This window comes from Luteolibacter sp. Populi, assembly GCF_040801775.1.
Taxonomy (GTDB): domain Bacteria; phylum Verrucomicrobiota; class Verrucomicrobiia; order Verrucomicrobiales; family Akkermansiaceae; genus Haloferula.
Genome location: NZ_CP161812.1, coordinates 4,057,780 through 4,070,349, shown reverse-complemented (window position 1 = coordinate 4,070,349; position 12,570 = coordinate 4,057,780). Strand labels below are relative to the sequence as shown.

Here is a 12,570-nt window from a genome sequence, read left to right as displayed (position 1 = left end):
AATCCATCCCTTCGTTCCCCCCTTTGCAATCCTGCCAGCCGTTCCGCCACCTTCAGGAAGATCCGCAGCTCAAGCGGGATAGCAGGGGGCGGCGTGGAGGCGAATTCAATGCGGCGATCTCCAATCTGCATCGCACGAAAGCGGCGATGCCCGCCGCACTCCAAAGCGGCTGCGCCGCCCTCCGGGGGGTAACGTGTCGTGATTCATCAGCAAACCTGACGGAGAGCCAAATGTCTTAGCTCCGCGACCTTTCTACTCCCCGGCGTAGCCGCAGACCGATTGATGATTGAGACATTGGTGATTGATGATTCGCCCATCAGGCCCCTCACCTCATCACATGCTCCAGCAGCACGCTCTGCACGTGCAGATAGAACTGCGAACGGAACCACGCCGAGCGTTTCCCCGGCGTCATCTCTTCCGGATCCGCCGTGGAAAACCCATACCGCTCTTCCAAGGCCAGCCGCGCCTGGTTCAGCCCGCCGTACCAAAGATCCGCCTGATCCCGCGCGATGTGAATCTCCGCCGGCTCCTCGCCACTACCCGCGATCGAGAGCGCGCCCTCGATCGCGTCGAGCTGGCCATTGAAGCCATCACGCAGTTCCGGCAGCACATACTCCTCCCAATCGGCCAGGCTGTCGTCCTCACCCATCGCCTCGGAAACCCGGTCGGCCAGATCCAGGCCGCCGCCGCGGGCGTCGTACGAGATGCATCGTAGCACCATCCAGTCCAGCGGCGTCTCCACGTCGATCCGCAGGCCGCCTTGAAGCGTGGGGCCGACTTTCATTCGCTCTTCTCCATCGAGGTCTTCAATTGGTGCGCCTGGAGCTGCTGCGTGTAGAACTCCGCCTTCTCCCGCTCGCCGGTCCAGACCACGGAGCGCCCGCGCTTGTGGACTTCCATCATCATCGCCGTCGCACGGCTCTCCGGGTAGCCGAAAATCTTCATCAGCACCAGCGTGACGTAGCCCATCAGGTTCACCGGATCGTCGTGGACGATGACGTTCCACGGCACGTCCAGCGATACCTCTTCGCGGGTGACGGTAAGAGTGTCGGACATGGGGTCAGACTTCGACGGGTTCGCCCGCGGGAGCATCGATCCACTTGCCGTGTTCGCGGATCAGGTCGATCAGGCGCTCGACCGCCTCGGCCTCGGGGATGTTGAACTTCACCGGCTGCTTGCCCACGTAGAGGTTGATCTTGCCCGGCGCACCGCCCACGTAGCCGAAATCGGCGTCCGCCATCTCGCCGGGCCCGTTGACGATGCAGCCCATCACCGCGATCCGCACGCCCTTGAGGTGCCCCGTGGAGGCGCGGATTTTCTGCGTGGTATTCTGAAGATTGAACAGCGTCCGCCCGCAGCTCGGACAGGCCACGTAGTCGGTCTTGAAGATCCGCGTCCCTGCCGCCTGCAGGATGTTGTAGGAGAGCCGCAGGGACTGGCCCGGCGCGGGCTCGCCCTGGATCAGGATCGCGTCACCGATCCCGTCGCACAGCAGCGAGCCGATGTGCCGTGCGGCCACCAGCAGTGTCTCCACGAACTCGCCGCTCTCCGTCACTGGCTCGAGCAGATCCTTCAGCAGGATTGGATGCCGCGCATCCAAGCGGAAGGCCAGCATCCGGAACGCCGGAATCACGTCCATGCCGATGCCATCCGCCACCGTCACCAGCCGCGTTTCGGTGCCGTGATTGAGTGCGGACAGCGCCGCCTCGTCGCGCGGGTCGATCGCCACCACGCCCGACTTCTCCAGGATGATCTCCGGCTTGAAGTCGCCCATCTTCGCGATCTTGTGCGCCACCGCATTCCACTTCTCCTGGGTGGTGAAGACCCGCACCGTCTTGTCCCCGCCCAACTCGTGGCCCATCACCTCCATCACGTTCGACTTCCGCCGCTCGTAGGAGAAGGGGTCGTAGGACGGCACCAGGGAGTGATTTTCCACCACGGTCGGCTTCAGTTGGAAGGGTGATGCCAGCGCTCTCGCCACCGGCACCTCATGCACCGCATCCTCGGTCAGCGAGACCCGGATCGTATCGCCGATCCCGTCCGCCAGCAGCGAGCCGATGCCGATCGCGCTCTTGATCCGGCCGTCCTCGCCATCGCCCGCTTCGGTCACGCCGAGGTGGATCGGGTAGTTCCAGTCCGCGCCTTCCTTTTCCAAGCGGGCGACCAGCAGGCGGTAAGCCTCGATCATCACCTTCGGGTTGGAGGCCTTCATCGAGAAGACGAAGTTGTGGTAGTCCATCTCCCGCGCGATCCGCGCGAACTCCAGCGCGCTCTCGACCATCCCGAGCGGCGAATCGCCGTAGCGGTTCATGATCCGGTCGGACAGCGACCCGTGGTTGGTGCCGATCCGCATCGCCCGGCCGAGCGACTTGCACAGGTCGACCAGCGGCGCGAATTCCTCACGGATCCGCTCGAGTTCCTCCAGATATTGGTCGTCGCTATACTCGCGGACCTCGAACTTCTTCTTGTCGGCGTAGTTGCCCGGATTCACCCGGACCTTCTCGACCCACTTGGCGGCCTCGAGCGCGGCGTCGGGCTTGAAATGGATGTCCGCCACCAGCGGCACTTCACAGCCGGCAGCACGGACCTCGCGGGCGATGTTCTCCAGGTTCGCCGCGTAGACCTTGGTCTGGGCGGTGATGCGCACGATCTCGCAGCCCGCCTCCGCGAGCTGCAGCACCTCGGCCACGCAAGCAGGGGTATCGCGGGTGTCGGACGTGATCATCGACTGCACGCGGATCGGGTTGGTTCCGCCGACGCCGACCGTGCCGATCATCACCTCGCGGGTCATTCGGCGGCTGTAGGCCAGCAGGTCGGGGCAGTATCGCAGCAGCGCGTGGTCGCTCATTCGCCGGGAGATACACGATGTTCCCGGGCTCGGCAACGGCGGCGGCAAAGGAGCGGATTTCCGCCCCGGGCCCGGTTTGGGCAGACGATCGGGCTTTCGCGCGGCGCTTTTGGACGTATTCTCGCGATGCCGATGAAAAAGCGCCTGTTCCTGATTGCCGCCCTGCTGGTGCCGATACTGCGCGCCGAGCCGGCCGTGGCTCCCGCTCCGCTTGAGAAGCCGCCGGAGGAGAAAAAGGAGCAATTCATCCGGGTCACGGAGGAAAAGAAGAAACCCACCGCCCTCCAGACCGCCGTGGTCCGCCTGTCCAAGGGCGATGCCAGTGTCGAGCTGATCGGCGCGATCCACATCGCGGACAAGAAATACTACGCGGCCCTCAACCAGCGCTTCACCGGCTACGACGCCCTGCTCTGGGAAGGCATCGGCGGCGGCCAGGCCCCGGTGGTGGAAGTGGACGTTCCGGAGCAGCCCAAGACCATCGAGGAACGCGTCGCAGCCGCTGAGGACGAGATGGCCAAGGCCTCGGAGGAGAAGAAAGGCGGCAAGCTCGACGGCCTCCACCAAGCCTACGAGGCGGCGGCCGAATACCTCGACCTGAGCTACCAGATGATGGAGATCGACTACTCGAAGCCGAACTTCGTCCACGCCGATCTCTCGATGCAGGAGTTCTCGGACCTTCAGGAGCAGCGCGGCGAGTCGCTGCTCGGCTTCATGTTCAAGGCCGGCATGCAGGCGAACAAGCTCAAGCCGGTGAAGGAACCGAGCGCGCTCAAGCTGCTGATCTCCGTGATCAAGGGAGACAAGGCCGGGCTGAAGCGGGAGCTGGTCCACACCCTCGGCGCCGGGGACGACCAGGTGGCCATCCTGGCCGGGGAGAGCGTGATCATCAGCGACCGCAACGCGAAGTGCCTGGAAGTGCTGGCCCGCGAGGTGAAGGGCGGGAAGAAGAAGCTCGGCATCTTCTACGGTGCCGCCCATTTCCCGGACATGGTGAAGCGCCTCGCCGACCAAGGCTGGACCATCGCCGGTTCCGAATGGATGACCGCTTGGGACATTCCTGAGTAATACTCTAAGGGGGTACCCTTAAGAGGGATACCCTTTGCGTGCCGTTCGGGGCTACGGGTGGCGTGCCGTTCGGGGCACCGCCCCTGTGCCGTTCGGGGGCACGGGTGGCCCTCGCGATCACGGCATGGCGGATTCCCGTTCCATAGGCTTGATTAAGTGAACTTAATTATCAATTTTCGCTTCTCTCGCCTCTCCCCATGAAAACCACTCCCCTGCTTGTGGCCCTCGCGGCCTGTGCGGTCGTGCCTGCGCACGGCGCCACCACCTTCTCGTTCATCACCGACCCGTGGACAAACGGCGCTACCACCCAGACCGGCTATCTCAATGGCGCGCTTTCCGGCAGCCTGACCAAGGGCGGGGTGACGATGACCTTCACGACCTCGATCGTCGGCACCGCGGACCCCGCGACCCGCAACCTGACCCTGGACACGACCGGGAATCCGAGGGGCTTCGTCTTCGGCACGCAGGACGATGCGAACGATCTCAATGGCACCCTGCTGAACTACCAGCGCTGGGATTTCTCCTTCTCCCAGCCGGTGACCCTGGTGTCGTTGGGTCTGGATGACGTCGACTCGGACCAGTCCAACATCTCCGGCACGAACGGCTTCCGCGATGCGGTGGCGGCGGAGGCCTTCCTCTCGCTGCTGCCCGGTACGATCGGCAGCGGGATCGATGCGGGCTTCGCCTTCGCCCCGGGAACCGGGCTGAGCGGCGGGATGATTGGCACGGGCAACGGCCAATCGATCAGCTACGCGATCTCCGGCCCGGCGGGGAATCCGAACAACGCCCCGGCCTACCGGACCTTCCTGGACTTCGGCAGCACGCCGATCTCGTCCTTCAGCCTCTACACCTTCTCGGACCGCGACAACGCGCACCGGATCTCGATCTTCGGGGGAACCCTTGAGATCAACGCGGTTCCTCCGGTGCCGGAACCGGCCTCGGCACTGCTCGCGCTGGCGGCGCTGCCTTTATTGGCACGGCGGCGGAAGTAGGCCTTGTTCGCGACTTCTTCACCTCGTGAGCATCGGATCTCCCGGGAAGGCGTCTTCAATGATTGCGATGCCTCCTCTGCGACAGATCCGTCTGGCCCTGATCATCGTGATCACGGGCCTCGTGCTTAGCGGCCTGACCGCCTTTCCGCTGCTCCACGAGCTGAACCTGCTGTCCGGCTGGCTGGCCGGGGACTCGCGCGATCCGGCGGCGCATGCGGGGCTGGTGCACTGGCTCCTGAAGGTCCGGGAAGGGCTGGAGGTCACCTATGCCCGCTACCCCTTCGTCGCTTACGGCACGGACTGGCTGGCCTTCGCGCATGTGATGATCGCACTGTTCTTCGTCCTGCCCTACCGCGATCCGCAGCGCTATGAGGGGGTGCTGAAGGTCGGGATCGCGGCCGCGCTGCTGGTGATCCCGCTGGCCCTCATCTGCGGCCCGATCCGGGGGATTCCGTTCTACTGGCGCTTGATCGATTGCTCCTTCGGCGTGTTCTGCGTGCCCTTCCTGCTCTTCGCGCTGCGCAAGACGCGGGAGCTGGGGCCTTGGCGCCAAGGACCGGAAGTTTCTGGCGATTGCCGCGAATCGTGTTAGAGTGAGAGATGCGGGTCCTTCTCTTTGCGACGTTGCTGACGCCGGTTCTGGCGTCGGCGGAGGGCGTGCGTCCGGGGGTGATTGCGGCGCAGGATCTGAAGGAATACGCGACGCTGAGCGGGCCGCGGAAGCGGATCGTGGAGGAGGCGCTGGAGCTGGCGGCGAAGGATACCTGGCTGAAATACACTTTCGGCAGCGCGGATCCGGAGAGTGGTGGCTTGGACTGTTCGGGGTCAGTGTATTACATCTTCCAGCAGGCGGGGATCGAGCCGCCCCGGACCTCGGCGGGTCAGTTCACGTGGGTGAAGGATGCAGGGACGCTCACGGAGGTGCCGGCGGTGACTCCTTCCTTGGAAATGCCGGAATTCGAGAACCTCAAGCCCGGGGACTTGCTCTTCTGGTCAGGGACTTATGAGCCGAAGGACGGGCGCGAGGTGGCGGTTTCCCATGTGCAGATCTATCTGGGTCACGAGAAATCGACGGGAAAGCCGGTGATGGCGGGTGCCAGCGACGGGCGGACCTACCGTGACACGAAGCGGGCGGGCTACGGGATCTTTGATTTCAAGCTGCCGCGCGCCGGATCGAAGGGGGTTTTCTTGGGTTACGGATTGCCGCCGCTTGGGAAATAATCCGTTCGGGTTAAGCGAACGCAAAAATCCTTGCACTTTGATAAGAAACGATACTTTTATCCATTTCAGCCGCTTGACCCAGCGGTTGAACCTGCCATGCCTGCGCATCCGGACGTCCTTTTTGAAGCCCTCGACTCGTTCCGCATCGAGACGCCCTCGTGGGGCTATGCCGATACCGGAACCCGGTTTGGGAAATTCCATCAGCCGGCGGCGGCGATCGACCTCGACGACAAGCTGGCGGATGCCGCGCACGTCAACCGCCTGACCGGGTGCTGCCCGACGGTGGCGACGCACGTGCTGTGGGACTTCGTGCCCGGGACCGACGCGGCGACGGTGGCGTCGAAGGCGGCGGGGCTCGGGATCGGGATCGGCTCGATCAATCCGAATCTTTTCCAGGACCAGCTCTACAAGCTCGGCTCGGTCGGCAGTCCTTTCGAGACGGCGCGCGACCAGGCGCTGGCGCATGTGCTGGACTGCATCGAGATCGGCAAGGCGACGGGCAGCCGGGCGGTCTCGTTGTGGTTCGCGGATGGCACGAATTATCCGGGGCAGGACAGCATCCGCGCGCGGAAGCACCGTTTCGAGGCAGCGCTGAAGGAAATGCACGCGCACCTCGCGCCGGAGCAGATCCTGCTGGTGGAGTACAAGCCCTTCGAGCCGGCTTTCTATCAGACCGACCTGGCCGACTGGGGGATGTCCTTCCTGATGGCGAAGAAGGCCGGGCCGCAGGCCAAGGTGCTGGTGGATACCGGGCATCACTACCTCTCGCAGAACATCGAGCAAATCGTGGCGTGGCTGCTGGACGAGGACATGCTCGGCGGCTTCCATTTCAACGACCGGCGCTATGCGGACGATGACCTGACGCTCGGCTCGATCGATCCCTACCAGATTTTCCGGATCTTCCACGAGATCCACCTCTTCGCGCAGGAGCGGGGCGGCAAGTATCCGTCGATCGAGTACATGATCGACCAGTCGCACAACCTGAAGCCGAAGATCGAGGCGATGATCCAGACGGTCTGCACCGCGCAGGAGCTGTATGCGAAGGCCGCGCTGGTGGATCACGCCGCGCTGCTGCAGGCGCAGAAGAAGGGCAACATCGTGGATGCCGAGAACTGCCTGAAGAAGGCTTTCAACACCGATGTGACCGCGGCCCTGGCGACATGGCGGACAGGCAAGGGTCTGGAAGCGGATCCCTTGATGGCGCACCGCGCCACCGGCTATGCCGAGAAGGCCGCTGTGGAGCGCTCGAAGCGGCGTCAGGAGCTTGGCATCGCGACGGAGCACAGTTATGCCTGAGCTGGTCTCGCGATTCGCGGTCACAATCTCTATCCAAGGCAGTGAAATGACCCGTTCTGAATTGGCAGCGGCCATTCGCAAACTTGCCGCCGGAGAACTCACCGATGAGGAATGGCGAGCCGCCATGGTGAATCACTATGCCGACATCGAGACAGAATCTGCGCGCAGCCGCGCCGTTCGTTTGCATTTGAATTATGAAGGGCTGAATGAGAGCGAGGTCCGGTCAGCTCTGAATGAGATCGCGGATTCACTGGAAGCTCCCGGCCAGCCCGGCGTCTTCTACTTTATGGAAAACCCCGTGGGGACTTTAGGCGCGTCGATCCCGGAGGAAGGTCGCGTTGAAATCTCCTATGAACCCACCAGGAGCATTTTCCATGGGCTCATGCAAGGTTCCTGCAGAGACGGACAGTGGACCGAATGCGAGTACTGGAAGGATGATGTCTTGCAACATTTCGTCGTGCTTTCGTGTCCTGCCTATGGACGACTTCTCGTAGAGAACAGCGGGAACCGTTCGGAAAGACAGCCATCCGTCAGTCCAGCGATTGATTCGCCTTGAAAACCCTTCTCCAACTTTCCGAGGTCCGGAAGTCCTTCGGTGCCGTGCGTGCGCTGAAGGGGGTTTCCTTCGATCTTGTGCCCGGTGAGGTTCACGCCCTGTTAGGCGAGAACGGGGCGGGGAAGTCGACGCTGATCAAGGTGATCACGGGGGCTCATGCGCCGGATGAGGGGACGCTGACCGTGGGGGACGAGACCTTGAGCTCGCTAACACCGGCGCATGCGCGGGCGTTGGGGATCGCGTGCATTTACCAGCAGCCGGCGCTGTTTCCGGATCTCACGGTGGCGGAGAACATCGGCCTGCGGCTGAAGAAGCCGAAGCCCTTCAGCGTGGTGAAGCGTGGGGCTCAGCGGCAGATGGCGCTCGATCTTTTGAAGCGGGTGGGTGCGGAGATTTCGCCGGATGCGGAGGTGCGGGAGCTTTCGATGCCGGAGCAGCAGCTTGTGGAGATCGCGTGTGCCTTGGGTTCCGGGGCGCGGATCGTGATCATGGACGAGCCGACGGCCTCGCTCACGCAGAAGGAGCAGCACCTGCTCTTCGGCGTGGTGAAGGACCTGCGGGCGAGCGGGGTGGGGGTGGTGTATATTTCGCATCGGCTCGAAGAGATTTTCGCCCTGGCCGACCGGGTGACGGTGTTGCGCGATGGCGAGAGCGTGGGGACCTATCCAGTGAAGGATTTGACCGAGTCCGCGATGATCAAGCTGATGGTCGGGCGCGAGGTGGCGACGCTCTATCCCGCGGCCGAAGGCGAGCCGGGTGAGACGGTGCTTTCGATGAAGAATCTGTCCTGCGCTGCGGGTGGGGTGCATGGGATCAACCTGGAGCTGCGCGCCGGCGAGATCGTCGGGATGGCGGGTCTGGTGGGAGCGGGGCGGACGGAGTTGGCGCGGATCCTTTTCGGGATCACGCCGGCGGATGGCGGGGAGATCGCGATCGGCGGGAAGCGTGCGAGCATTGGATCACCGAGGGAAGCGATCGGTCATGGGATCGCGTATGTGCCGGAGGACCGGCGGCGCCATGGGGTGATCCTGGAGATGCCGATCGCGCACAATATCACGATGGCGGTGCATCCACGGCTTTTTCCGGGGACTTGGCTGCGCAAGCAGCGCGAGACGACTCTGGCGGAGCAATTTATTCGGGACCTGGGGATCAAGGCCTACGGGCCGGAAGCGCCGGGCGGTAGCCTGAGCGGCGGGAACCAGCAGAAGGTCAGCGTCTCGCGCTGGCTGGCGACGCAACCGAAGCTGCTGATTCTCGACGAGCCGACGCAGGGTGTGGATGTCGGCGCGAAGAGCGAGATCCACCGGATCATCCGCGGGCTGGCGAAAGAGGGGCTGGCAGTTTTGATGATTTCCAGCGACCTCCCGGAAGTGCTCGGGATGAGCGACCGGATCGCGGTGATGCGCGGTGGTACGATCACCGCCGTACTTCCCGGTGGTGCCGATGCCGCCGAGGTGATGGCCGCCGCGCTGGGCCAAGGTGGAAGGGAGGTCGCATGATCATGCGGAAATATTCCCGCGAGCTCACGGTGGCGGCGGCGCTCGGGCTGCTGATGCTGGCGCTCGGCATCTTCACGCCGGACTACTTCGAATTTCAGCCGCTGCTCTCGCGCTTGACCTCGCAGATGCCAGCGCTGGTCGCGGCGATCGGGATCACGCTGGTGATCATCACCCGGCAGATCGACATTTCCATCGGCGCACAGTTCAGCATGTGCGCCGTCGTTGCGGGTGTGGTCGCCACGGCGGGCATGCCCCTGCCGGTGGCGGTGCTGGCGGCGGTGGCGACGGGCGTGGTGATGGGTGCTTTCAATGGCCTGCTGGTGGCCGGGCTCGGGCTGCCGAGCATCGTGGTGACGCTGGCGACGATGGTGACTTGGAACGAGGGCTTGCGGCTCTGGCAGCAGGGTCGCCTGATGGCGCTGCCGCCGGGCAACCAGTGGTTCGGCCTGAGCCAGGCGGGCGGGCAGGGGGTTGTGATCGGGCTTTCGCTCGCGCTACTGATCGCGTTCGCCTGGGGCATGCGGAATCTCGCCCTGGGCCGCTACGTGTATGCAGTCGGCACGGATGCCGAGGCCGCGCGGCTGGCGGGGATTAACCCGCGCTGGATGACTTTCGGGGTTTTCGCGCTGACCGGGGCGCTGGCGGGGATCGCGGCGGTGCTGAACATGGTGCAATCGCCGCAGGTGCAGCCGAATGCGGGCGACGGACTCGAGCTCAAGGTCATCGCCGCGGCGGTGGTCGGCGGCGTGGCGATCACCGGCGGACGGGGAAACCTGTGGGGCGTGTTGCTCGGTCTTCTGCTGCTGGTGAATGTGAATCCCGCGCTCACCTATTTCCATCAACCGCCCTATTGGGAGCGGGCGATCCAAGGTCTCGTCATCCTCCTGGCCGTGGTCGCCGACGGGTTGCGGCGCGACAAAAAATGAAGTGCCATGACTGCCTCCAAGACGACATCCCTGAAAGCCATCCTCGCGCGACACGAGGTGGTGTTGCTGCTGGTCATCGCGGTGGAGGTGCTGCTTTTCAGCACGCTCGGTCGGCGCTTCCTGGACGGCTCGAATGTCTCTAACATTTTCCGCCACTCGGTAGAGATCGGGCTGCTGGCGCTGGTGATGACGCCGGTGATCCTGACCGGCGGGATCGACCTTTCGGTGGGCTCGATGATGGGGCTGTGTGCAGTGTGCTTCGGAATTTTCGTGAAGGAGGCGCAGCTTTCGCCGCTGGTCGCGGGCTTTCTATCGGTGGGGATCGGAACGATTGGCGGGGGCTTGAATGCCTTTCTGATCGCGCGGCTGAAGTTGCCGCCGCTGATCGTGACGCTGGGGACCTTCTCGCTGTTCCGGGGCTTGGCGGAGGCGCTGACGAAAGGGTCGAAGTCTTACTCGGCGTTTCCCGATTCCTTCCTGGCGCTGGGGAATTCGCAGGTCGCGGGGCTGCCGGCGCAGGTGTGGATCTTTCTGGTAGTGGCGCTGGGGATTTACGTGCTGGTGCATCATACGACCTTCGGCCGGAGCTTCCGGGCGATCGGCTTTTCGCCGGAGGGTTCTCGTTACGCGGGGCTATCGGTGGAGAAGAATGTGAGCCTCGCGTATGTCCTGGCGGGTGCGGTGGCGGGCCTGGCGGCGGTGATCTTCGTCGCGCGGCTCGGCGAGGCCCGGGCGAATGCGGGGATCGGCTACGAGCTGCTGGCGATCACCGCGGTGGTGCTCGGCGGCACGAGCATTTTCGGCGGCTCGGGCACGGTGATCGGCACCCTGCTCGGCTACGTGGCGGTGGCGGTGCTGAACAACGGCCTGAAGCGGGTGATGGATTTCCAATTGCTGGACCGCAAGATTTCCGACATGGCGAGCGAGCTTTCGGGCGTGCTCACCGGCTTGCTTTTGATCGCCGCGCTGGCGGTGACGCCGCTGCTGAGAATCCTCGCCAGCCGCCGCTCGCGAAGTCAGAACTAGCCCAGTCTTTGCGTAACCCTTGAACCGAAACCCTTGATCCCGTGAAACGTTCCCGCTTCCTCTGCTCCCTCGCCGTCCTCTGCGCCGTTCCATTCCTCGGTGCCTGCAAGAAATCCGAATCCGGTGCCGGAGGGGGCAAGAAACTGACCATCGCCTTCCTGCCGAAGAGCAAGGGCAACCAGTACTTCGTGACCTGCGAGCGCGGTGCCCGTGCGGCGGCGAACGAGCTGGGTGCCGAGTTGCTTTTCGACGGGCCGACGAACTCCGATCCGGCGAAGCAAAACGAGATCGTGGAGAACTGGATCTCGCTGGGCGTGGACGTGATCGCCGCCGCTTGTGAGAACAAGGAGGGTCTTTCGACCGCGCTGCGCAAGGCGCAGGCCGCCGGGATCAAGGTGGTGACCTATGATGCGGACGCACAGCCGGACGCGCGCACGTTCTTCGTGAACCAGGCCACTGAGAAGGGTATCGGCGATGCGCTGCTGGACAACGCGGCCAAGCTGGTGGGCGACGAGGGCGAGTTCGCGATCATCACGGCCAATCTCACCGCGGCGAACCAGAATGCTTGGATCGCCGCGATCAAGGCGCGTCAGGCGGAGAAGTATCCGAAGATGAAGCTGGTGGACATCAAGCCCTGCGACGATCTGAAGGACAAGGCGCAGCAGGAGACGACCAACCTGCTGGGCGCGCACCCGAATCTCAAGGCGGTGATTTCCGTCTGCTCGCCCGGCGTTCCCGGAGCCGCGGAGGCGGTGAAGCAAGCGGGCAAGACCGGCACGGTGAAGGTGGTCGGTCTGGGCCTGCCGAGTGAGAACAAGGCCTATGTGAAGGAAGGTGTGACCCAGTTGGTGATCCTGTGGAAGGTGGAGGACCTTGGCTACCTCGCGATCAAGGCGGGGGCGGCGCTGGCGGATGGTTCGCTGAAGCCGGGGGCCAGCGAGTTCAATGCGGGGAAGCTCGGGACCTTGAAGGTGGAAGGGGATAACATCCTGCTCGGGACGCCGTTCGCGTTCACGAAGGAGAATATCGATCAGTTTGATTTCTGAGATTCGATTGCCATGAGCTTCGATCTCGCCATTTGGAAGCGGTCGCCAACGACCAAGACCGCCATGCTTGGCGGAGGTGTATGGAGTCATCTGCG

The 12,570-nt window shown here is 63.9% G+C and carries 13 protein-coding genes; 10 read left to right on the top strand and 3 right to left on the bottom strand.

Annotated features, from left to right (window positions below):
• Window positions 1–325: 325 nt before the first annotated feature.
• The 3 genes from ABWK72_RS16650 to ispG are packed head-to-tail and all read right to left on the bottom strand — an operon-like array spanning window position 326 to window position 2,848.
• The gene (locus ABWK72_RS16650; RefSeq protein WP_367870695.1) at window positions 326–784 is read right to left on the bottom strand and encodes a hypothetical protein; all 459 of its coding nucleotides are present in this window, start codon (window positions 782–784) and stop codon (window positions 326–328) included.
• Window positions 781–1,056: an ATP-dependent Clp protease adapter ClpS gene (gene clpS / locus ABWK72_RS16645; protein ID WP_367870694.1), complete on the bottom strand. Its 276-nt coding sequence runs from the start codon at window positions 1,054–1,056 to the stop codon at window positions 781–783. The genes ABWK72_RS16650 and clpS overlap by 4 nt, the downstream gene beginning before the upstream one ends.
• A gap of 4 nt (window positions 1,057–1,060) precedes the next feature.
• Window positions 1,061–2,848 carry a (E)-4-hydroxy-3-methylbut-2-enyl-diphosphate synthase gene (ispG, locus tag ABWK72_RS16640; RefSeq protein ID WP_367870693.1) on the bottom strand — a complete coding sequence of 596 codons (1,788 nt, stop codon included), beginning with the start codon at window positions 2,846–2,848 and terminating at the stop codon, window positions 1,061–1,063.
• A gap of 132 nt (window positions 2,849–2,980) precedes the next feature.
• Here ispG and ABWK72_RS16635 point away from each other — a divergent pair, with 132 nt between their 5' ends.
• The 10 genes from ABWK72_RS16635 to ABWK72_RS16590 all read left to right on the top strand — a co-directional run bounded on the left by ABWK72_RS16635 (window position 2,981) and on the right by ABWK72_RS16590 (window position 12,475).
• Window positions 2,981–3,913 carry a hypothetical protein gene (locus ABWK72_RS16635; protein WP_367870692.1) on the top strand — a complete coding sequence of 311 codons (933 nt, stop codon included), beginning with the start codon at window positions 2,981–2,983 and terminating at the stop codon, window positions 3,911–3,913.
• A gap of 197 nt (window positions 3,914–4,110) precedes the next feature.
• Window positions 4,111–4,905: a hypothetical protein gene (locus tag ABWK72_RS16630; protein WP_367870691.1), complete on the top strand. Its 795-nt coding sequence runs from the start codon at window positions 4,111–4,113 to the stop codon at window positions 4,903–4,905.
• A gap of 67 nt (window positions 4,906–4,972) precedes the next feature.
• On the top strand, window positions 4,973–5,497 hold the full coding sequence (locus ABWK72_RS16625) for a hypothetical protein (RefSeq protein ID WP_367870690.1): 525 nt from the start codon (window positions 4,973–4,975) through the stop codon (window positions 5,495–5,497).
• Window positions 5,498–5,505: 8 nt separating this feature from the next.
• Window positions 5,506–6,126 carry a C40 family peptidase gene (locus ABWK72_RS16620; RefSeq protein ID WP_367870689.1) on the top strand — a complete coding sequence of 207 codons (621 nt, stop codon included), beginning with the start codon at window positions 5,506–5,508 and terminating at the stop codon, window positions 6,124–6,126.
• 96 nt (window positions 6,127–6,222) lie between these two features.
• The gene (locus ABWK72_RS16615; RefSeq protein WP_367870688.1) at window positions 6,223–7,422 is read left to right on the top strand and encodes a TIM barrel protein; all 1,200 of its coding nucleotides are present in this window, start codon (window positions 6,223–6,225) and stop codon (window positions 7,420–7,422) included.
• On the top strand, window positions 7,415–7,978 hold the full coding sequence (locus ABWK72_RS16610; RefSeq protein ID WP_367870687.1) for a hypothetical protein: 564 nt from the start codon (window positions 7,415–7,417) through the stop codon (window positions 7,976–7,978). Before ABWK72_RS16615 ends, ABWK72_RS16610 begins: the two co-directional genes overlap by 8 nt.
• The gene (locus tag ABWK72_RS16605) at window positions 7,975–9,477 is read left to right on the top strand and encodes a sugar ABC transporter ATP-binding protein (protein ID WP_367870686.1); all 1,503 of its coding nucleotides are present in this window, start codon (window positions 7,975–7,977) and stop codon (window positions 9,475–9,477) included. Before ABWK72_RS16610 ends, ABWK72_RS16605 begins: the two co-directional genes overlap by 4 nt.
• 2 nt (window positions 9,478–9,479) lie before the next feature.
• Window positions 9,480–10,403 (top strand): ABC transporter permease, encoded by a 924-nt coding sequence (locus ABWK72_RS16600; protein WP_367870685.1) that lies wholly within the window; start codon window positions 9,480–9,482, stop codon window positions 10,401–10,403.
• Window positions 10,404–10,409: 6 nt separating this feature from the next.
• Window positions 10,410–11,429, top strand: a complete 1,020-nt coding sequence (locus tag ABWK72_RS16595; protein WP_367870684.1) for an ABC transporter permease — start codon at window positions 10,410–10,412, stop codon at window positions 11,427–11,429.
• A 41-nt stretch (window positions 11,430–11,470) separates the two neighbouring features.
• Window positions 11,471–12,475, top strand: coding sequence for a substrate-binding domain-containing protein (locus tag ABWK72_RS16590; protein ID WP_367870683.1), 1,005 nt, complete (start codon window positions 11,471–11,473; stop codon window positions 12,473–12,475).
• The last annotated feature ends 95 nt before the right edge of the window (window positions 12,476–12,570 follow it).

Coding starts and splice junctions, on each gene's coding strand:
- ABWK72_RS16595 (WP_367870684.1), top strand. CDS start 10,410: ATGACTGCCTCCAAGACGACATCCCTGAAAGCCATCCTCGCGCGACAC.
- ABWK72_RS16625 (WP_367870690.1), top strand. CDS start 4,973: ATGCCTCCTCTGCGACAGATCCGTCTGGCCCTGATCATCGTGATCACG.
- ABWK72_RS16635 (WP_367870692.1), top strand. CDS start 2,981: ATGAAAAAGCGCCTGTTCCTGATTGCCGCCCTGCTGGTGCCGATACTG.
- ABWK72_RS16650 (WP_367870695.1), bottom strand. CDS start 784: ATGAAAGTCGGCCCCACGCTTCAAGGCGGCCTGCGGATCGACGTGGAG.
- ABWK72_RS16610 (WP_367870687.1), top strand. CDS start 7,415: ATGCCTGAGCTGGTCTCGCGATTCGCGGTCACAATCTCTATCCAAGGC.
- ABWK72_RS16630 (WP_367870691.1), top strand. CDS start 4,111: ATGAAAACCACTCCCCTGCTTGTGGCCCTCGCGGCCTGTGCGGTCGTG.
- ispG (WP_367870693.1), bottom strand. CDS start 2,848: ATGAGCGACCACGCGCTGCTGCGATACTGCCCCGACCTGCTGGCCTAC.
- ABWK72_RS16620 (WP_367870689.1), top strand. CDS start 5,506: ATGCGGGTCCTTCTCTTTGCGACGTTGCTGACGCCGGTTCTGGCGTCG.
- ABWK72_RS16615 (WP_367870688.1), top strand. CDS start 6,223: ATGCCTGCGCATCCGGACGTCCTTTTTGAAGCCCTCGACTCGTTCCGC.
- ABWK72_RS16600 (WP_367870685.1), top strand. CDS start 9,480: ATGCGGAAATATTCCCGCGAGCTCACGGTGGCGGCGGCGCTCGGGCTG.
- clpS (WP_367870694.1), bottom strand. CDS start 1,056: ATGTCCGACACTCTTACCGTCACCCGCGAAGAGGTATCGCTGGACGTG.